At 62.2% G+C, this 17628-nt stretch carries 18 protein-coding genes; 8 read left to right on the forward strand and 10 right to left on the reverse strand.

Annotated features, from left to right (window positions below; all coding sequences use genetic code 11):
- The first annotated feature begins 153 nt into the window (after positions 1-153).
- From AAF555_04925 to AAF555_04940, 4 genes are all read left to right on the forward strand, one after another.
- Positions 154-1509 carry a DUF2868 domain-containing protein gene (locus tag AAF555_04925; protein MEM6910907.1) on the forward strand — a complete coding sequence of 452 codons (1356 nt, stop codon included), beginning with the start codon at positions 154-156 and terminating at the stop codon, positions 1507-1509.
- The gene (locus tag AAF555_04930) at positions 1506-2960 is read left to right on the forward strand and encodes a DUF3482 domain-containing protein (protein MEM6910908.1); all 1455 of its coding nucleotides are present in this window, start codon (positions 1506-1508) and stop codon (positions 2958-2960) included. The genes AAF555_04925 and AAF555_04930 overlap by 4 nt, the downstream gene beginning before the upstream one ends.
- Positions 2961-2981: 21 nt before the next feature.
- Entirely contained in the window at positions 2982-3755 is a 774-nt protein-coding gene (locus AAF555_04935) for a putative 4-mercaptohistidine N1-methyltransferase (protein ID MEM6910909.1), read from the forward strand.
- A 217-nt stretch (positions 3756-3972) separates the two neighbouring features.
- On the forward strand, positions 3973-4128 hold the full coding sequence (locus tag AAF555_04940) for a hypothetical protein (protein MEM6910910.1): 156 nt from the start codon (positions 3973-3975) through the stop codon (positions 4126-4128).
- A gap of 5 nt (positions 4129-4133) precedes the next feature.
- Here AAF555_04940 and AAF555_04945 read toward each other — a convergent pair whose 3' ends face one another.
- Both AAF555_04945 and AAF555_04950 read right to left on the reverse strand, forming a co-directional pair.
- Positions 4134-4571 (reverse strand): hypothetical protein, encoded by a 438-nt coding sequence (locus tag AAF555_04945; protein ID MEM6910911.1) that lies wholly within the window; start codon positions 4569-4571, stop codon positions 4134-4136.
- Positions 4572-4678: 107 nt separating this feature from the next.
- A complete protein-coding gene (locus tag AAF555_04950; GenBank protein ID MEM6910912.1) occupies positions 4679-5143 on the reverse strand; it encodes a DNA starvation/stationary phase protection protein in 465 nt (154 codons plus the stop codon).
- A gap of 109 nt (positions 5144-5252) precedes the next feature.
- Between AAF555_04950 and AAF555_04955 the strand changes: the two genes are divergently transcribed.
- Together AAF555_04955 and AAF555_04960 are read left to right on the forward strand one after the other, a co-directional pair.
- Positions 5253-7220, forward strand: coding sequence for a phospho-sugar mutase (locus AAF555_04955; GenBank protein ID MEM6910913.1), 1968 nt, complete (start codon positions 5253-5255; stop codon positions 7218-7220).
- A 124-nt stretch (positions 7221-7344) separates the two neighbouring features.
- On the forward strand, positions 7345-8328 hold the full coding sequence (locus AAF555_04960) for a phosphoglycerate dehydrogenase (GenBank protein ID MEM6910914.1): 984 nt from the start codon (positions 7345-7347) through the stop codon (positions 8326-8328).
- 261 nt (positions 8329-8589) lie between these two features.
- Here the strand turns inward: AAF555_04960 and AAF555_04965 are convergent, their stop codons facing one another.
- The 7 genes from AAF555_04965 to AAF555_04995 are packed head-to-tail and all read right to left on the reverse strand — an operon-like array spanning position 8590 to position 15629.
- Complete coding sequence (locus AAF555_04965) at positions 8590-9702, reverse strand: AMP-binding protein (protein MEM6910915.1); 1113 nt, start codon at positions 9700-9702, stop codon at positions 8590-8592.
- Positions 9687-10643, reverse strand: a complete 957-nt coding sequence (locus AAF555_04970) for an enolase C-terminal domain-like protein (protein MEM6910916.1) — start codon at positions 10641-10643, stop codon at positions 9687-9689. The genes AAF555_04965 and AAF555_04970 overlap by 16 nt, the downstream gene beginning before the upstream one ends.
- Positions 10640-11482 carry a 1,4-dihydroxy-2-naphthoate octaprenyltransferase gene (gene menA, locus AAF555_04975; protein MEM6910917.1) on the reverse strand — a complete coding sequence of 281 codons (843 nt, stop codon included), beginning with the start codon at positions 11480-11482 and terminating at the stop codon, positions 10640-10642. The genes AAF555_04970 and menA overlap by 4 nt, the downstream gene beginning before the upstream one ends.
- Positions 11483-12301, reverse strand: a complete 819-nt coding sequence (menB, locus tag AAF555_04980) for a 1,4-dihydroxy-2-naphthoyl-CoA synthase (GenBank protein MEM6910918.1) — start codon at positions 12299-12301, stop codon at positions 11483-11485.
- Between the two features lie 12 nt (positions 12302-12313).
- Positions 12314-13006 (reverse strand): alpha/beta fold hydrolase, encoded by a 693-nt coding sequence (locus tag AAF555_04985; GenBank protein ID MEM6910919.1) that lies wholly within the window; start codon positions 13004-13006, stop codon positions 12314-12316.
- Positions 13003-14571, reverse strand: coding sequence for a 2-succinyl-5-enolpyruvyl-6-hydroxy-3-cyclohexene-1-carboxylic-acid synthase (menD, locus tag AAF555_04990; protein ID MEM6910920.1), 1569 nt, complete (start codon positions 14569-14571; stop codon positions 13003-13005). Before menD ends, AAF555_04985 begins: the two co-directional genes overlap by 4 nt.
- On the reverse strand, positions 14568-15629 hold the full coding sequence (locus tag AAF555_04995) for a chorismate-binding protein (GenBank protein MEM6910921.1): 1062 nt from the start codon (positions 15627-15629) through the stop codon (positions 14568-14570). The genes menD and AAF555_04995 overlap by 4 nt, the downstream gene beginning before the upstream one ends.
- 170 nt (positions 15630-15799) lie before the next feature.
- Between AAF555_04995 and AAF555_05000 the strand changes: the two genes are divergently transcribed.
- The gene (locus AAF555_05000) at positions 15800-16426 is read left to right on the forward strand and encodes a sigma-70 family RNA polymerase sigma factor (protein ID MEM6910922.1); all 627 of its coding nucleotides are present in this window, start codon (positions 15800-15802) and stop codon (positions 16424-16426) included.
- A 33-nt stretch (positions 16427-16459) separates the two neighbouring features.
- On the opposite strand, the gene AAF555_05005 is transcribed toward AAF555_05000, so the two are convergent.
- Positions 16460-17038, reverse strand: a complete 579-nt coding sequence (locus AAF555_05005) for a hypothetical protein (GenBank protein MEM6910923.1) — start codon at positions 17036-17038, stop codon at positions 16460-16462.
- A gap of 194 nt (positions 17039-17232) precedes the next feature.
- On the opposite strand from AAF555_05005, the gene AAF555_05010 reads away from it, so the two are divergent.
- Complete coding sequence (locus AAF555_05010) at positions 17233-17625, forward strand: transmembrane 220 family protein (GenBank protein ID MEM6910924.1); 393 nt, start codon at positions 17233-17235, stop codon at positions 17623-17625.
- The last annotated feature ends 3 nt before the right edge of the window (positions 17626-17628 follow it).

The following is a 17628-nucleotide window of genomic DNA, read 5'->3' on the forward strand; positions in this document are numbered from 1 at the left end:
GGATTCCGTCTACTTTTTATGACTTAAAATTCATGTTTTGAATTACACGACTAAAACAGCAGCCCAAGACCTCCTGCTCTCTTCCCCTTCTGGTGGCGACTAGAAAAGCGTTCAGTCGCTCTCGTCGCCTTTTCGGTCTAGAATCCTCCAGCCGTGGAAAAACCTTTGCCTCAAGCCAGTCGCTCTTGGTCCTTCTCCGAGTGGAGCGAATTCGAGGTGCTCGCCGGTTCGGAATCGGAGCCCGCCCCGCTCGCGGTTCCCGTCCGCGGGGGGGCTGAGGAACGGCAGGCCCTCTTTCGCCGATGGCTTCAGCAGACGAGCCCGGATCTGCCCACCGGCAAAAAGTTGGCCAGCCTGTTGCAAGGAGCCGCGCTCCTCCTGGGCCTGCTGGGGGCCCTCCTCGGGATCGCCACCCTCTTTGGGCTGCGGTCCGTCGCGAGCGATTCCATTCATCTGGTTCTCTTCCTTTTGAGCGCTCTCGCCATCCCCTGGCTCTTTCTGGTTCTGCTGGCAGTGGGGGCCCTGCTGGGGGCTCCCGCTCGCCTCTCTCCAGCGTGGGGACTTCTTCGCCTCGGCCTGGCCAAGGGTCTTCGTTCTGTTTTGCCTGGACCCACGGCAGTCATTCTCCAAGAGAAACCCTTTCTCTTTCGCTTGGCCTCTCTCAGCCAATGGCTACCGCTGGGATTCTTTCTCGGCCTGCTGGCCGGCTTCTTTGCCTGCTTGATGGCCTTCGACACGCGCTTCCATTGGGAAAGCTCCTTTGGCAGCGCCACTCAGGGCCTCCTGGAAGCCACCTTGGGGATCTTGGAAACGCCTTGGTCTTGGACCGGCCACGCCTTGGCGCCGGGCCGCGAAGCCCTGGAAGCCGCGCAACAGCGATTCATCGGCTCAGAGAAACTCCCTCCTCCCGCCAATGCGGCGGTCTGGTGGCCTTTTTTGGCGACCGCCCTGCTCGTCTGGGGGCTGCTCCCTCGGGTGCTCCTCTGGGGCGCCTTTCGTCTGGCAGAAAAAAAGGCGCTCCGCCATCTCTCCTTCGATGCGGTCCGTCATCGACGGCTCTGGAGGGCGCTGGTGGGCTCCGAGCTCCAACTGCCTCTCACCGCGCCAGAAGACGAGGCCGTGCTGCTCGATCTCGGAGGAAGCCAAGTCGCCCTGGAGAGCCTCCGCCCTTTCCTCCTCCAAAAACTCCGGATCGCGCCGACCGACAAACTCCGGGTGGGCGTCTTGGACGCGGCGGAAGAGGCTCGCGCCCTCGGGATCGCCAGCCAAGCCTCCGGCGGAGTCGTGCTTTTGATCGAAGACTGGGCCTTTGCCCCCAAGCAATGCCAGGCCCTCTTAGCCAAGATTCGCGAAAAAGGCCGTCCGGAACTCCCCATCTGGTTGCTGGTTTTTGACGGCTCGCCCGGCCAGCCTCAGCCCCCCTCGCGAGAGCGCTTTGCCGCGGTCCAAGAATGGACCGATCAGTTGCAAGACCCGCACACCGCTTGCATTGCATGGGGCGCCTCATGACCGATTCGCCCGTCCTCCCGCAGCTGCCCCACTTCGTGGTGGTCGGCAAAGTCAACATGGGAAAGACCTCCGTGCTGGCGACCCTCCTGGAAATCGATGACCAGCGGCGCCTCCGCATCACCGCCACGCCTGGAGAAACGACCCGAGTTCAGGTCCTCCCCTTGGCCATCCAAGGCCGGGAAGTGGTGCGTTTTCTGGACAGCCCGGGATTCCATCAGGCCATCGAAGCCATGCGAGCCATCCAGGAGCGCGCCGGGGCCACCCGCGTGCCCAGCCTTGAGCACCTCCGCGGTTTTGCCGAAGCGGCGGAAAAAACGGGCGACTTCGAGGACGAGCGTTTGCTCCTCCAACCCATTCTCGCCGGGGCCGGCATCCTCTACGTCGTGGATGCCTCCAAACCTCTCCGCGATGACTTTGAGGCGGAAATGGAGATTCTCCGCTGGTCGGGTCGACCCCGCCTCGCCATCCTGAACGAGCAAAGCGAGCATCCCGAACACCGCGAAGCTTGGAAAACTCGACTGGGCAGCCACTTCAACCTCGTCCGCACCTTCAACGCCCACCAGGCCCGCTTTCCGCAGCGCCTCCAGCTTTTTGAAGCCCTTCTCTCGATCGAGGAAGATCACCGCGGCCACATCGAAGAAACCATACGCCACCTCCAAAACGAATGGTTGGATCGCCGCGCCCAGGCCGCCGAGTTCCTTTACGAACACTTCCGAAAGACCCTCCCCTGGCGAGCCGAAGCCGCCCTCACCCTGCCCGAGTTTGAGTCCCCCCGGCGCAAGGAGGCGGCCACCGAAACGCTGCGGGCCCGCTATCATCAGGGAATCGCGCAGCGGCAGCGCGCCTGTCTCGAAAAGCTCCTCTCCCTTTACCGGCATCACCTCCTGCAAGCCGAAGAGGCCGAGCTCGCTTTGCCCGACTTGGAAATCGCCGACACCTGGAAACGCTGGGGCCTCAATCGACAGCAACTCCTCTCGGCCGGGGCCGTGGCTGGGGCCACCGCCGGGGGCGCGCTCGACCTGGCCGTGGGCGGCACCTCCTTCTTGGCGGGCACCGCCCTGGGCGGGCTGCTGGGAGCGGGGGCGGCCTGGTGGCGGGGGGAGCAACTGCCCGAACTCAAGGTGGATGTCCAAGGAATCCGGCTCCACACCGACCGCACCCGCACCCTGGTAGTCGGCCCCCCTGGCAGCCCGAACTTCCCGTGGATTCTTTTGGATCATCTCCTCAACGCCTACCGCCAAATTCTCAGCCGGCCCCACGCCAAGCGAGAGGCCACCGTCCTCGAGAATGACAAAGCTGGCCCCAGTCACACCCTCTCCGGCCCAACTCGCCAGAACCTGCAACGCTTCTTCGCCCAGGCCCTCAAAAGCAAACTCTCACCCGATCAAGAAGTCCCCACCCTGACTGCCCTCGAAGACGCCCTCACCCAAGTTGAAGAACAGCTCACCTGACCCCGAAACCTCTTCCAAAAGATGAACCCCTACGAGTCCGAAAAACTCCTCCACGAATACCTCCTCTTCCACTACGGAGGCCCGGAGGAAATTCTGGAGTTTGACTTTGGACCGGTCAGCGCTCTCCACTTCGCGGTCCGCACCGTGAGCGAATCCGCCTCCCGGCTCCCGGGGTTCTTCCAAGAAGGGGGCGAGCCCGAGACGCAGGCCCTCGACTTGGGCTGTGCTGTGGGCCGTTCGAGCTTTGAGCTGAGCCGTTACTTTGCTCAGGTCCTGGGAATCGACTTCTCGCAAGCGTTCGTGAAAGCGGCCGAGGCCTTGCGCACCCGGCGAGAGCTGCCCTACCAGAAGCTGGAAGAGGGAGAAATCACCAGCCCGCTCGTGGCTCGCCTTCCGGAAACGGCCCACCCCGAACGGGTCCGCTTCCAACAAGGAGACGCCTGCAAGCTGCCGGACGACTTGGGCCCATTTGATCTCGTGCATGGAGCCAATCTCCTCTGCCGGCTCCCGGAACCGCAAGCCTTGCTCGACCGCCTGCCCACTCTCGTGAAGAAAGGAGGGGCGCTCATCTTGGCCACCCCTGCCACCTGGTTGGAGGACTACACCCCAAAGGATCGCTGGCTGGGAGGTCGTGTCGTCGAGGGCCAGGCGCGGACCACCTTGGAAAGCCTCTTGCGGCTCCTCAGCCCCCACTTCCGCTTACGGCATTATCAAGATCTGCCCTTCCTCATCCGAGAGACCCGCCGCAAGTTTCAATGGACGGTCAGCCAACTCAGCGTCTGGCAACGAGTCTAATACCAAGCTGCAGAATTGGCTGGGAGAATGGCCGAGTGGATTTCGGGCCAGACCAAGGCGCGACGAGGGCGCGGTGCAGGCACCGTAACCGAGGAGCAACGCAGGGCTGGCTCGAAAGACACCGCCTCTTCCTTCCCCGCGCTTCAGCGCCTCTTCCCCATATCACCTTCCCTCCATTCTACTAGTGAATTCTGGAGGTTGGTATAAGGAGGGGACGATGGGCAAACGCTTGTGCGATTGGAGCAAAAAGGAGATCGAAAAGGACTTTGATCGACTCCACGCCCTCCTCTTTCCGCCTGCCTTTTACTGTCGCAAGTGCGCCCGGGTGGCGGCGGAAAAGAAACTGCTCTGCAAAGGGGAAAAGCTGGGCTGATCCCCCTAACGCGAGCGGCGCTGAAAACGAACTTGGAGCGCGGACCAGTCTTCCAGCCCCTTTTCAAAGCGATCCCGTTTGGCTGCCTGCTTCAGAAGCGCCACCGAACGCCAAGAGAGAGTCAGAGGAAACTCCGTGAGCCCCTTTGGCCCCTCCACCACCACCACCAGAAGTCTCTCCAAGCGACGGCGAATCTGGTAAGCACTAAAATAGCTCACCTTCTCGAGCGCAGACCTGACCGCCAGAAACGCGCCCACCGATTCTTCAGGATCCTGTGCCAGGTGAGCCAAAGCCGTCCGGAGGTCCAAGAGAGCGTCTCCAATGAAAGGGCCCTTGCCAAACCACTCCACCGTCACGGCATCCACCAAACTCAATAAATTGCAGGTCTCCGAAAGCGGGCAATCCAGAGAGACATTCTTGGTTGGGCTGGAAGTTTCGAGCACGATAAGAGGGTGGTTCAGGTCCGGAGGGAATTCAACTCAGATTGCGACTCAGTCTCAAATTTTCCTCAAAAGAAAAGGCCGCGCCCGCGGCCTTTTCTTCGAAACGGTTATTTCAGATGGCTGCGAAGCATCCAAGCGGTTTTTTCATGGACCCGAAGGCGCTCGATGAAGAGATCCTCCGTCTGGGTATCGCCCGCCTCACAAGCGATCCGTCGTCCCTCCTTGGCGCGGGCCATGAGGGTATCGTGAGCGTCCAAAAGCTCTGCCACGAAATCTTTGGAAGAAAGACGCCGCTCGATCTGGCCAATCGCGGTCAGCTCTTGCAGCATCGTGAGCCCTCCAGGAGCGTAAGCGCCGAGGGCTCGGAGATGCTCCGCGATGTCATCCACCGCCGCGAAAAGCTCCTCATATTGCCCCTGAAAAGCCGTGTGGAGTTGGAAAAAATGGGGGCCCTCCACATTCCAGTGGGCCACTTGGGTCATAGCAAGGAGGGCGTAGCTGTCAGCCAGTAAATGTTCCAAGCTGCCCGTAATGGCAGAGGTTTCTTCAGCGGTGAGTGTCTTGGTTTCCATAATCAAATGAGCATCGTGTCATTTCTTCGAGGAGACAACACTTTTGCTTTGCTTACGTCTGGGCCCAGCGGTTTGATCCGAGCGAATCTCCGTCCTCCCTTCTTCCCCTATGACCGACCTCTCCTCTTCCCTGAAAGCCGCCGTCGAAAGCGGCCAACTCCTGCCCTCCAGCCGCGAGAACATCCTCTCTCTCTTGGAGGGCAGCAGCAACCCGATCTACTCGGAAAGCATTCAGGAATTGGTCCAGGGTGGCCAGTGGTCCGAGCTGAACGACCGCTTTTTCCGCACCTTGGCCTTTGGCACGGGGGGACTTCGCAGTCGCACCATCGGCAAGCTCGTGACCCAAGCCGAGCGCGGCACTCCTCAAGCGCTGGCTCGACCCGAGTTCCCCTGCACCGGGACCAACGCCATGAACTACTTCAACGTGGGCCGCTCCACCCGGGGCATGATCACCTACCTGAAAAAGTGGCTGACGGAACAGGGAGAGACCCATCGCAAGCCAGCCCTCGTCATCGCCCACGACACCCGCCACTTTTCGCGCGATTTCGCAGAGTTCGCCGCTCGCACGGCCGCCGAAAATGGCTGCCATGCCTACCTCAAGGACAGTTGTCGCTCCACCCCCTATCTGTCCTTTGCCACCCGTCACCTTCGAGCCGACGCCGGCATCATGCTCACGGCCAGCCACAACCCGCCGCACGACAACGGCTTCAAGGCCTACTTCAACGACGGTGCCCAAATCGTGGAGCCGCACGCCTCGGGCATCATCGCGGAAGTGAACGCCATCAAGAGCGAAACCTACCACCCTCTTCCCGAAAGCGAACAGGGAGAGGTCAAAGCCATCGGCGATGAAGTGGACGAGGCCTATCTCCAGAGCGTGGAAGGGCTTCTCTTGCGACCGGAACTCCTCAAGACGGACCATCCACCCAAGGTCGTCTTCACCAACATCCACGGCACAGGGGGCATTCACTCCCCCCTGCTTCTGCGAAAGTTGGGTTTCGACTGCCTCACCGTGCCGGAGCAAGACGTCCAGGATGGCCGCTTCCCGACCGTCGAGTCACCCAATCCCGAAAACGCTCCCGCACTCCAAATGGGGATCGACCTCGCGGAAAAGGAGGGGGCCGACATCGTCATTGGCACCGACCCCGATTGCGACCGCATGGGAGTGGTGGTGCGCGACGCCCACGGCAAGATGGTCTTGCTGACCGGGAATCAGATTGGCTCGCTCATGGCCTGGTATCGCACCAAAACCATGTTCGAACTGGGTTGGCTGAATGAGGAAAACAAAGGCCAGGCCGTCATCATCAAAACCTTCGTCACCACTGATCTCCAAAAGAAAATCGCCCAGGCCTACGGAGTCCATTGGGTCGACACCCTCACGGGCTTCAAATACATCGGCGACAAGCTATTGAAGTATGAAAAAGCCGTTCCGGGGAACCTGGGAAATGCCTATCGAGAGCTCAGCCCCGAGGCATCTCGCGCGCTCCGGCTCGAACACAGCAAATTCTTCATCTTCGGGGGCGAGGAAAGCTATGGCTACCTCGGGAGCGACAGCGTGCGGGACAAAGACGGAAATGGGGCCGTCGTCATGTTCGCCGAACTCGCAGCCTACGCCGCTCATCGAGGTCTCACCTTGCCGGAACTCCTCGACGAAGTCTTCGCCCAGTATGGTTACTTCAAGGAGACCGTCGAGAGCGTCTACTACGAGGGCGCTAGCGGAGCCGCTCAGATTCAGAAACTGGCCAATTCCTACTCCGAAAATCCGCCGAGCGAAATGGCCGGCGTGGCCGTGACCGACGTGATGGACTTTGCCAAAAAAGACTACCTGGACGCCGAAGGCGACCCCATCCCGAAGGAAAAAATGATCATCATGACCTTTGCCAACGGGTATCGACTGGCCGTCCGCCCCAGCGGGACCGAGCCCAAAATCAAATACTACCTCTTCGGCCAATGCCTGCCCGAAGAAGGAGCCGCGCTCACTCCGGAGGAACTGGCGGCCGCCAAGGAAGCCGTCGCCACCCAGAGCGCTCTCCTTTTCAAAGCCATCGAAGCCGACGCTGCCCAGCGGGTTGAAGACTAACTCCTCCCTCCATCCCCTCTTCCTTCTCCGCCGCGCCATCAGCCCATTCGGGCATTCCGAAGGCCGTCAAAAAAAGACGGGGTCTTCTGAGCCGTCCTGCTGAGACGAGACGGGGCGTTCCTCCATGAAAATCCTCCTCTCCACCACTTCCTACCAAGACACTCCAGGGCCCCATCACGAGCTTCTTGCGACCTTCGGGGCCGAGATCCATCAGGAACGCGGCCCCTTGTCTGAAGAGCAGATGCTAGCGCTGGCAGGACAGTTCGATGCGCTCCTGTGTGGCGATGACGCCCTCACCCGCCCCGTCATCGAAAGCTCCCTGCCCCGGCTGAAGGTCATCGCCAAGTATGGCATCGGAGTCGATAAGATCGACGTCGCCTGCGCCACCGAACACGGCATCCCCGTCAGCTACACGCCGGGGGTCAATCACACCACCGTGGCCGAGCATGTCTTCGCCCTTCTTCTCGGGCTCCAGAAAAACCTCGTCCAGCAGGCTCATGCCACGGCCTCCGGCCAGTGGGCCCGCCAGACCGGGCGAGAGATTTTCGGGAAAACCATGGGCATCATCGGCCTCGGTCGCGTGGGCCAGGAAGTGGCCCTCCGGGCTCGAGCCTTTGGCCTCACTTGCCTGGGGTATGGGAACCACTGGCCGGAAGCGTTTTGCCGAACCCACCAGGTCGAGCGGCGCCGGGAACTCCGCCAGCTTCTCCGCGAGAGCGACATCATCTCGCTCCACACCCACCTCACCCCAGCCACCCACCACCTCCTCAACGCCGAGACCCTGCGAGAGGTCAGACCCGGAGCCGTCCTTCTGAACTGTGGTCGCGGCGAACTCGTCGAAACCGGCAGCCTCCTGGCCGCCCTCGAAAGTGGCCAACTGGCCGGCTACGGGGCGGACGTGCTCGACCAAGAACCCCCCTCTCCGGATCACCCGCTCCTCGGGGCCAAGAACTGCCTCCTCACCCCCCACGTCGGCTCGCGCACCCACGAATCCGTGCAGCGCCAAGCGGCTATGGCCACCGAAAACCTCCTCCGCCTGCTCCAAGGAAAAAAACCCCTCGCCCAAGTCAACGACGTCCCCCCGCCACCGCCCTTCCTGCCCGTCTAATACCAAGCTGCAGAATTGGCTGGTAGAATGGCCGCGTGGATTTCGGACCAGACCAAGGCACGACGAGGGCGCGGTGCAGGCACCGTAACCGAGGAGCAACGCAGGGCTGGCTCGAAAGACACCGGCTCTCCCTTCCACGCGCTTCAGCGCCTCTTCCCCACAACACCTTCCCTCCATTCTTCCAGTGAATTCTGGAGGTTGGTATAATACCAATCCACATTATTTATTGGTATAAAAAGCCCCCCAGAGGGTGGTCGAAACCTAGCTCGTCAGCTCTCGCAGAACCAAGGCGCGCCGCACCTTCCCCAGATCGCTCCTGGGAAAACGCTCCAGAGCGTGAACCGACGAAAGCCGCTCCAAACCAGAAGCCGCGCCATTCCAGCTGGCTCGCACCCTCTCGAGTTCCTCCACCGTCAAGCCCTCCCCCACCAAAACCAGGCGAGCGCCGGCCCGTTCCTCCGGCACCGCCAAAACCAGCACATCGGACCTCCCCAAGCGCTCTTCCACAGCGGACAGGGAAACCAGTTCCCCGAGGATCTTCACCACCTCGTCCCCTCGCCTGAGGGACCGCAGCCATGACTGCCCCTCTCGCGTGAAAACCTCGGCCTCATCAGAAGTCGGCAACTCACTCGAGACCTCTTCCCACCGCCAGGTATCGTTTTCCTTCCGCAGCCAACCTGAGCAAAGTCCACCACCCGAAAGAAGCAGGCGCCCGCCCTGGTCCACCCTCGCAGACCACCCCTCTAGCAAGGGCAAAGGCTCTGGAGCGAAGCTCTCTCCCGGGCTCTGGGTGGCCACCTGGGACCCGGTCTCCGTCATGCCGTAACTCCCCAGCAAAGGCCACCCCAGAGCCTGGGCTCTCTCCCCCCATTCTGGCAAAAGCGCACCCCCGCCCACCACCACCGCCTGAAGCGAAGCAGGTGCCGGAATTCTCTCCGCCACCAAATCGAAGACCTGCGTCGGAACGAGCGAGAGATGCGTCACCCCTTCCTGGCTGAGAAGCGCAGCCAGCCTCGCGGGCGCCCACTTGGAATCCTCCTCCACCAAACGAGCCCCGGCCCGCACCGCGCGCGCGTGCAGGGAAAAGCCGCCTACGTGCCACCACGGCAGACAGCGCAGAAGCACCGAGGCGGCCTCAATCCGCAGATGCCGATTGACGCGATCGGCTTGCGCCCAAATGCCCTCTCGGGAATGACAAACCACCTTGGGCGGGCCGCTCGTGCCGGAGCTCGCAAAAGCCAGGTGATGTTCCAGTCCATGCCGCGCCATGGCCTCCTCCACCTCACCCGGCTCATAGGGCGGGTCGGGGCCGGCCAGAAAAACCGGCCGGGCCCGCCCTTCGAAAAATCGCTCGATCGCTAGAGGAGCTTCCATGGCAGCTTATCGAGCAGCTCATTGAAGCCCAAGCCCGTCCCCTTTGGCGGGATCAGGCGATCGCCCATCATGTGCAGTTCCTCGCTGAAGGGGGTTGGCTCGAAGAGCTGATGGGTGGCCAGTCCATGAAAGGTCTCCCCCCACTCATAGCTCTGGTCCAGATGGGCCGCCCACCAGGCTGCGTAGGCCTGGCCCACCGGGTGGTCCATGTAACTGGTCACGACCCAATCCTGAATCTGGGGGTGCTGGGCCAGGATCTTGGGCGGGTTCTCGACCGCCGGTTTGATGACCCCCACCTGGGATTCCCCCCGGACCGCGTCCCGCAGGTGCTGGTCGAGCGCCAAGGGGATCCGCATCCGCCCATGAAACTCCCGCCAATCCCGGGGATCCTCATAAGGAAACGGATCCTCCAAAAACTCAATGCGCGCTTTCTGTTCCCGACTCAAGCGGGACAGCCAGAGAGTCAGGAAATGGACATTGCCCTCTTCATTGAAATCGAAGCGGATGCGGGCCTCCGGGGGCAAGCGACTGATCCCCGCCAAAGCCAGATCCAACTGCTGCTGGTCAGGCCGGGCCTTGACTTTGAAGCGCGAAAAACCCTGGGCCCAGGCCTCCTCAAACGCCTCCTCGCTCGGACGGGTCAGCGTCGCATGGCAGCGAGGCAAATCGAGCCCGCGAAAAAGAGAATACTCTCCTCGCCGAGCCCGCCCGTCTTCCCGCGCGCACTCCAGCGCCCTCTCCCCGAGAGCCAGCGGTTGCCCGGAACGAAGAGCCGACAACTCCGCTTCGAGCGAGGCATCCCCCAACGCCTCCCAAGGGTGCAGGCAGCCCACCCCATCGCCCCGCCGAATGAGCGCCCCCGCGAACTCCGTTTGCCCCGTCACGGCGTTCAAGCGATCGCGCGCCTTCAGCGTATAGCGGTGAAAATAGGTGGGCGTCACGAAGAGCTAAAGAGAATCGCGAACACCAACAGTTGGATCGCAGCCAGCGCAAGGAATCGATTGTAATCGCGGGAAGGAGGCGTCCGCTGGACCAGGAAAGCGATCCACAGCCCGAGCGGCAAAACATAGGTCGCCGGGCCCCGCTCTTCCCGACACCACTCCATGACCGCCGGAAAGAGGCAAAGCAGAAAAATCTCCAGCCTGGCCCCGGGCAGGCCCCAACGGACCGCGAGCGTCCGCTTGCCGCTGGCGGTGTCTTCTCGCACATCCCGGAGATTGTTGATGGCGATCAAAACCGCCGAATAGAACCCAACTTGCGCGCCCACAAAGAACCCTTCCTCCAGCCAACGACCACATTGGACAAAAGCCGTTCCCGCCACCGCCACCAGCCCAAAAAACAAAATCACAAAGACCTCGCCCAAGCCCCGATAGGCCAAAGGCAGCGGCCCCCCCGTGTAGCCATAGGAAAAATAGAGCGAGGGCAAACCGATCCACAAAATAGGCCAACCGCGGCTTAAGCACAGCGGGATGGCGAAAAGACCCGCCAACCCCAACATTCCAAGCGCCGCCTTTCGCATGTGCGCCGCGGAAAAGAGGCCGGAAGCCGTCGCCCGCCTCGGCCCGAGCCGGGCCGCGGTGTCGGCGCCCTTTTCGGAATCAATGGCGTCATTAAAAAAATTGGTCGCGATCTGGATGGCCAGGGCCGCCAAAAGCGTGCACAAGGCCAAGCCCGGCTTGCCCTCCCCGGTCTCCTGGACGGCCAGAACGCAGCCCACCCAAACCGGAACGATGGCCGCCGGAAGCGTCTTGGGACGAGCCGCCAGCAGCCAAGCCTTCATTCAGGGAAGACGGGGAAACTTCGAGAAGTCGGGTTTTCGTTTCTCGATGAAAGCCTGCTTCCCCTCCTTGGCCTCCTCCGACATGTAATAGAGCAGCGTGGCGTTCCCGGCCAGGTCCAGCAGGCCCATCTGCCCATCGCAATCCGCATTCAAGGAAGCCTTCAAGCAGCGGAGCGCGATCGGCGAATGCTGGAGCATCTCGCGGCACCATTGGAGGGTCTCTGCCTCCAACTCCGCTAGCGGCACCACCGTGTTGACCAGCCCCATCTCGAGCGCCTGCTGGGCACCATACTGGCGGCACAGAAACCAGATTTCCCGGGCCTTTTTTTGTCCCACGATCCGGGAGAGGTAGCTGGACCCCAGCCCCCCGTCGAAAGAGCCGACCTTGGGCCCCGTCTGCCCGAAGCGCGCGTTCTCGGCCGCGATCGTGAGGTCGCAGACCACATGCAAGACATGCCCTCCACCGATGGCGTAGCCGGCCACCATGGCCACGACCGGCTTGGGAAGCGTGCGGATCTTGCGTTGCACGTCTAGGATGTTGAGCCGCGGAACCCCGTCCTCGCCTACATACCCAGCGTCGCCCCGGACCTTTTGGTCGCCCCCGGAACAAAAAGCCTTCTCCCCCTCGCCTGTCAAAATGATCACCCCCACCTCGGGGTCCTCATGGGCCAGCTCGAGCGCGATCAGCATCTCCTTGACCGTCTGGGGCCGAAAGGCATTGCGCACCTCCGGCCGATTGATGGTGATTTTCGCAATCCCGTCCTCCGTTTTCTCGAAACGGAGGTCCTCAAATTCTCGCAAGGGCGTCCACTCTGGCATGATCCCCCAGAGCTACGCGCTCCCCTTGGCAAACGCCACCAGTTCATCCGAAAAACCCTGAGGCGCCTCCCAAGGCACCCGATGCCCCGACTTCGAGAGCACGCGATGCTCCACCAGCGGTCCCGCCAACTCCTGGCCCAAGCGGGTGAACTTCCCATCCCTCTCTCCTGTCAGCCAAAGCAAGGGCTTGGCGCACCGGGCGAGCTGCGGCCGGAGGTCGGCCTGTTGGCCGAGAGACCAATTCTCAAACGAGGCCGCGATGGCTTCTCGCTCGGGCTCGAGCGCCTCGCGATCACTCGGCTCGACCTGCCCTGCCAAAACGCCTTGGGCCGACCAGGCACCCAGAAACTCCGTCCACGAGAGCGAACGAGCCTTCTCCGCCCAGGCCTGATCGCTCCGGCCGCGCTCGCTTCGCTCCGCCGGGGAGGGCAGCCCGGGGTGGGCCGAAATGATCAAGCCAGCCCGAAAAGGAGACGCCTCCGCCAAAAGCGCGTGGAGAGCCAGCCGACCCCCGAGGGAATACCCCACCAGCAGTGAATCCGGCTCGGCCCGCCGACTGAAATCCGTCCCCCATTCCTCGAGCGAAATTCGGGGTTCTCTCCACAAATCCACCAAAGACCACTCCTGCCCCAGCGACTCCAAGGTCTCGCGAAAAGGCAGCCAATCCCGCCAACTCCCGACCGCCCCGTGCAGCAGATACATCATCGAATCGCTTCCCAAAAGGCCTCGGTTTGGGCGTCCTCGGGAATCAATTCCAAAAGCCATCCCCCTTCCGGCAAATCGCTCGGGACCGGTTCACTGCCCTCCACCCGCAGGTGCTTCCAGCGCCAGAGCGAGGCCCACTTCGAAAAGGGAAAATCACGTCTTCCCTCCAGCTTGGCCAGGTCCTTCTTCGCGAGCGCTTGCATGGCGGGGAGCCGACCAAAAATGCGGCCTCCCCCATTGTTCACCACCACAATTCGCAAGCGGGGCCGACGCTTCATGGACTCCAAAATGAGGGGCGCGTTCAAATCATAGAGCGCCGTCAAATCCCCCACCAAGGCCCAGGCCTCCTCCACCTCGGCCGCCACCCCGAAGAAGGTCGCCAGTTGTCCATCGATTCCGTTGGCCCCTCGGGAGGCATGCAGGTCCCAGCGCTTGTCGCGGCGGGTAGCCGCCAAGGTCCATTCCCGGATCGGGAGGCTGTTCCCTAGAAAAACCGTCGCCTCCGGTGGAATGACCTGAGACAGCCGTGCCACCAGCCCCGGCTCGGAGCCCGGGAAGGTGGCGAGGGCCTTTTCCAAGCGACGAAAGCGCCCCGCATCTCGCCGGAGCCGTTCGACCGCCCGTGGGTGAGGCCGGACTCCCGTCTTGGGAAGCAAATCCTCCAAGGGAGCCCGCAGAAAGGTGCTCTCCCGGGCCAGGCCCGAAAAGGGCATGGCACTCACCGAAAGGACCTCCAGCTGGGGTGCCCCTTCCAGGTCCCGCCAAAAGCGCCCGCTTGGCACCCCGCCCAGCCGCAGAAAACGACGCCCCTGCAACTCGGGCTCGCCTCCCACCAACAGTTGGCTGCGCAAGCCGCTCACCTCCCGCAGGGTGGAACTCCCTTCCGCCCAGACCGGCGCTCCCAGCCGATGGACAAAGTCCGCCACAGCGCTTCGTTCCCAGGGCTTGAGATCGCCCACCACCACCTGCAAGCCCTCCTCATACTCATTGCAAAAGCGAGACAAGACCGCGGCCGCTTCGTCCAGCCCGCCTGCCGGAGGCCCACTCTCCTCCGGGAGGGCCTCCGCCGCTCGCCCCTCGCCAAAGCTCGGTTCTTCCAGGCAAAGATTGAGCTGCCAGGGGCTCCGTCGGGACCAAGCCGAAAGGTCCCACCGCTCCCCCTCCGCCACATCCGAGACCCCTTCCACATACTCGCCAAAAATCGCGGCTTGCTCGATGGCCTGGGGCGCGCCTGATCCGCGAAAGCGCTTCGGTCGATCAGCCGTCACGGCCAAGAGGGGCAGAGCCTGGTAGGTGGCCTCCACTAGCGCCGGCAGCAACTCCGCGACCGCCGTGCCCGAGGTGGTCACGAGCGCGACCGGCCGGCCGCTGGCCCGCGCCCTTCCGAGAGCAAAAAATCCCGCCGAGCGTTCGTCCACAAAAGACCACCCGGAAAAGCCCCTCACTCCGAAAAGTGCGTGGAGAAGAGGCGCATTGCGAGAACCCAGCCCGTAAGCAAACTCCCGGATTCCGCAGCAGCGAAAGGTCTCAATCAGTCGGGTGGGCCAGCTCTCCGAATCGGTCATCGCGTCTCGACCAGGCTCGAACGCAAAGGAAAGCCGAGCAAGCCTTTGACCGACTCACGCTTGGCAGCTAGCTCCTGCCACTCCTTCTCCACCAGGCTCTCCCGGATGACACCGCAGCCCGAAGGGATGGCGAGACGTCCCTGCTCTCGGAAGCCACCCCGGATCAGCACGACCGACTCAAAGCGCCCTTGGTGGAGCAGTCCGAACGGAGCGCCGAAACGTCGCGGCACGCCCAGCCTCTTCCGCCAGGCCAGAAGTTCTCCCAGAGCGCTTTGGGTTCGGGGAAAGATCCCGAGCGCGGGGGTGGGGTGGAGGAATTGGACCAGCCAATCGAGGTCCCAGTCCTTGAGCAATTTGACACAAATCCGCGATGAGAAATGCACCAGACCGCCCACCTCCACCAAGGTTCGCGGTTCGCGCACCGCCGGGCCGAAGGCGCCCAACTTGTCGGTCAAGTAGCCAGCCACCAGCTCGTGCTCCCGAATTTCCTTGGGATCCAGCTCGAAGCGCTCGGCCTCGCTCGGCCGACAGGTCCCCGCCAAGGCGGTCGACTCCAAAATCCCGTCCTCCAGCGTGACAAACTCCTCCGGACTCGCTCCCAGGAAACCCTCATCCCCCTCGTAAAATCCGTAGTCAGCAAAGCTTGGCTGGCGGGAGCGGATGGCTCCCAGCGCTTTCTCAAAACCCTTGCCAGCGGCATCTTCCGCCCATTCCGCCACCACGGGAACGGCCTTTTCCAATTCCCCCTCGGCGATGCGACGTTGGAGAGCGTTGAACACTTGCCGGAAGGCCCGGCGATCCGGCTCGCTCCAATGCAGCTCCGGCACGTCTCCAGCAGCCGGCAGAGGAGGAAACTCTTGCAGCCCTCTCTCCGCGATCCGCCACGGTCGGGAATCACTCAATTCAAAGTCATTCACGTAAAACGAAGGTCGACTCGCATCGGGAGAAGCCGAGCGCCGAAAAGGGCCCTCCGCATAGAGCGAGCGTCCTCCACCAGAGCGCAGCCAAGCGAAGGAGCTCGGCAAAGGAGAGCGCGCGGTCCGGTCTACTGGCTGCATAAGAAGGTGGAGGCTCTCCTACTACCAAAGCGCCTCCCTGAACACTACGTATTGCGAAAACTGTCCGCACCCCAGAGAGGGGCGGATTCTGCGAAACTCCCTCTCGTTTCCCGTGTTTACACCGAATCGTGCGCGCGCTAAGGCAAAGCAGCCCTCTATCCCCTCTGGCTTTGGCCTCTCCCTCCGCTTCTTCTGAATCCCAAGCACCCGTGGCCGGCCAAGACTTGGAAAACACTCGCAGCATTCAGCTCATGCTCCGGGTCAAAGAAGGGGACGCCGAGGCCTTCGAAAGCTTAATCGAAATCCACCAGCACGCCGTGGTGGGCACGGTCGCCAAAATGCTCGGCAACCCTTCCGACGCCGAAGACATCGCCCAACAGGTCTTCCTGCGGGTCTGGAAATCCGCCCGACGTTATGAGCCTAAGGCCAAGTTCACCACCTGGCTCTTCACCATCACGCGCAATCTCGTGTTCAATGAAACTCGTCGCCGCCAGCGCCGAGGCCCGCACAGCTCACTCGATCAGCGACTGGAGGAAAGCCAGTGGGAAGAGGCTGACCACCGCACGAAAACTCCTGACCGGGCCACCCTCGACAGCGAACTTTTCGACGCCATCGACGCCAGCATCCAGGCCCTGCCTGAAAAACAGCGCCTGGCGGTCATTCTTCGACGCTATGAAGAAATGCCCTACGAGCAGATCGCGAGCATTTTGAAAACCTCCGTCTCCTCGGTCAAAAGTCTCCTTTTCCGAGCCCGCACCACCCTCAAGGAAGAGCTGGCCCGCTACCTGGAAGGCTAAAAAGGAGCGCCCTAGCCAGTTCCCCCGAGCCTTTCAGTAAAGAGACTCGCGCACGTTGAAGTTGCGGTAGATGAAGGCGTTTCCTTGGGAGAGACGCTGGAGCTCGTAGGCGACATTTCGGGCGGCTCGCTCCATGAGGTCGAACTTGGAGGTCACATCTCGATCTCCCGCCCCCACCCCGAGGCTATTCTTATCCAGGACAGACTTCCCAAGATACAGACCCGTGGAGGCATCCTTGTAATAAACCACCGCATCGAAAGAACGGCCGTCCAAGCCGCCCTCATCCCACTTGGAAATGAAGCCTTCCACCAACAACACTCCCGGGCGCTCCTGTCCGGAACGCCACACGTTCTCGAAGCCACCCTTCTCAAGGGTCCGGGCCGCGATGAGATTGGGGAAGTCCTGCTTGGCCTTGCCCAGCTGCTCCATCTCCTGCTCTTGCTCGGCCGTGTAGGCCGTCGTGAAATCCTGAATGAGAACCGCGGAGTACTCCTTGCCGGAATTGCGGACGATTTCGTCCCGGTCGAGCGACTTCATGCGCCCGGTGGAACAGGAAGAGAGCAAAAGGCTCAGAGAGAGGGCCGAGCCAAGGGAGAAAAGAAGGGATTTCATGGGCAGGAGGTGGGGTAAGTGAGTGCGCTCTAGTCCCCAAACAGAACCCGGGCGCATCCGCAAGCGGGATTTGTGGTTTTTCGATCCACCGAACCCTGGCCGCGACCAAGCCGCGGGCCGAAACGAAGGCAGGACCAACGTTCTCTGGCAAGCGCGCACTTGCCCGTTCCTCCGGCTTGGGACTTCTTTCGCCTATGCCTTCTCCCAGCCGGCCTGCGCCTCCTCCCCTCTCGCCCGCGATCGGCGGGATCGTTTTCATCGGCTTTGCCTGCCTTCAGTTCAATGACTTGGAGCAGTATGGGAGCCGGGGCTGGTATGGCTGGATTCTGTTCTACGGCTTGGTCGCCCTGGCCTCTTTTCTCTCCCTTTGGCGACCCTTCCCACCTCTGGCCTACCGCCTAGCTGCCTTCGGCTCGCTGGCTGGCGCCCTCTTCCGGGCCACTCAGATCGAGCCAGCCAAGACAGTCTTCACCAACCAAACCAACCCGGCCGGGAACGAAGCCGGGGGACTCCTTTTGGCTGCCCTCTGGCTCGCTTGGCTGGCGGGGGTGGCGCGCAAGATTCGCCGCACCCGGGTGAGCCAGTGAGCG

Source organism: Verrucomicrobiota bacterium (assembly GCA_039027815.1).
Classification (GTDB): domain Bacteria; phylum Verrucomicrobiota; class Verrucomicrobiia; order Verrucomicrobiales; family JBCCJK01; genus JBCCJK01.

Excerpts from the sequence above, each read along its gene's own strand:
- AAF555_04930 (MEM6910908.1), top strand. The coding sequence starts at position 1,506 with ATGACCGATTCGCCCGTCCTCCCGCAGCTGCCCCACTTCGTGGTGGTC.
- AAF555_04935 (MEM6910909.1), top strand. The coding sequence starts at position 2,982 with ATGAACCCCTACGAGTCCGAAAAACTCCTCCACGAATACCTCCTCTTC.
- AAF555_04940 (MEM6910910.1), top strand. The coding sequence starts at position 3,973 with ATGGGCAAACGCTTGTGCGATTGGAGCAAAAAGGAGATCGAAAAGGAC.
- AAF555_04950 (MEM6910912.1), bottom strand. The coding sequence starts at position 5,143 with ATGGAAACCAAGACACTCACCGCTGAAGAAACCTCTGCCATTACGGGC.
- AAF555_04955 (MEM6910913.1), top strand. The coding sequence starts at position 5,253 with ATGACCGACCTCTCCTCTTCCCTGAAAGCCGCCGTCGAAAGCGGCCAA.
- AAF555_04960 (MEM6910914.1), top strand. The coding sequence starts at position 7,345 with ATGAAAATCCTCCTCTCCACCACTTCCTACCAAGACACTCCAGGGCCC.
- AAF555_04965 (MEM6910915.1), bottom strand. The coding sequence starts at position 9,702 with ATGGAAGCTCCTCTAGCGATCGAGCGATTTTTCGAAGGGCGGGCCCGG.
- menA (MEM6910917.1), bottom strand. The coding sequence starts at position 11,482 with ATGAAGGCTTGGCTGCTGGCGGCTCGTCCCAAGACGCTTCCGGCGGCC.
- menB (MEM6910918.1), bottom strand. The coding sequence starts at position 12,301 with ATGCCAGAGTGGACGCCCTTGCGAGAATTTGAGGACCTCCGTTTCGAG.
- AAF555_04985 (MEM6910919.1), bottom strand. The coding sequence starts at position 13,006 with ATGATGTATCTGCTGCACGGGGCGGTCGGGAGTTGGCGGGATTGGCTG.
- menD (MEM6910920.1), bottom strand. The coding sequence starts at position 14,571 with ATGACCGATTCGGAGAGCTGGCCCACCCGACTGATTGAGACCTTTCGC.
- AAF555_04995 (MEM6910921.1), bottom strand. The coding sequence starts at position 15,629 with ATGCAGCCAGTAGACCGGACCGCGCGCTCTCCTTTGCCGAGCTCCTTC.
- AAF555_05005 (MEM6910923.1), bottom strand. The coding sequence starts at position 17,038 with ATGAAATCCCTTCTTTTCTCCCTTGGCTCGGCCCTCTCTCTGAGCCTT.
- AAF555_05010 (MEM6910924.1), top strand. The coding sequence starts at position 17,233 with ATGCCTTCTCCCAGCCGGCCTGCGCCTCCTCCCCTCTCGCCCGCGATC.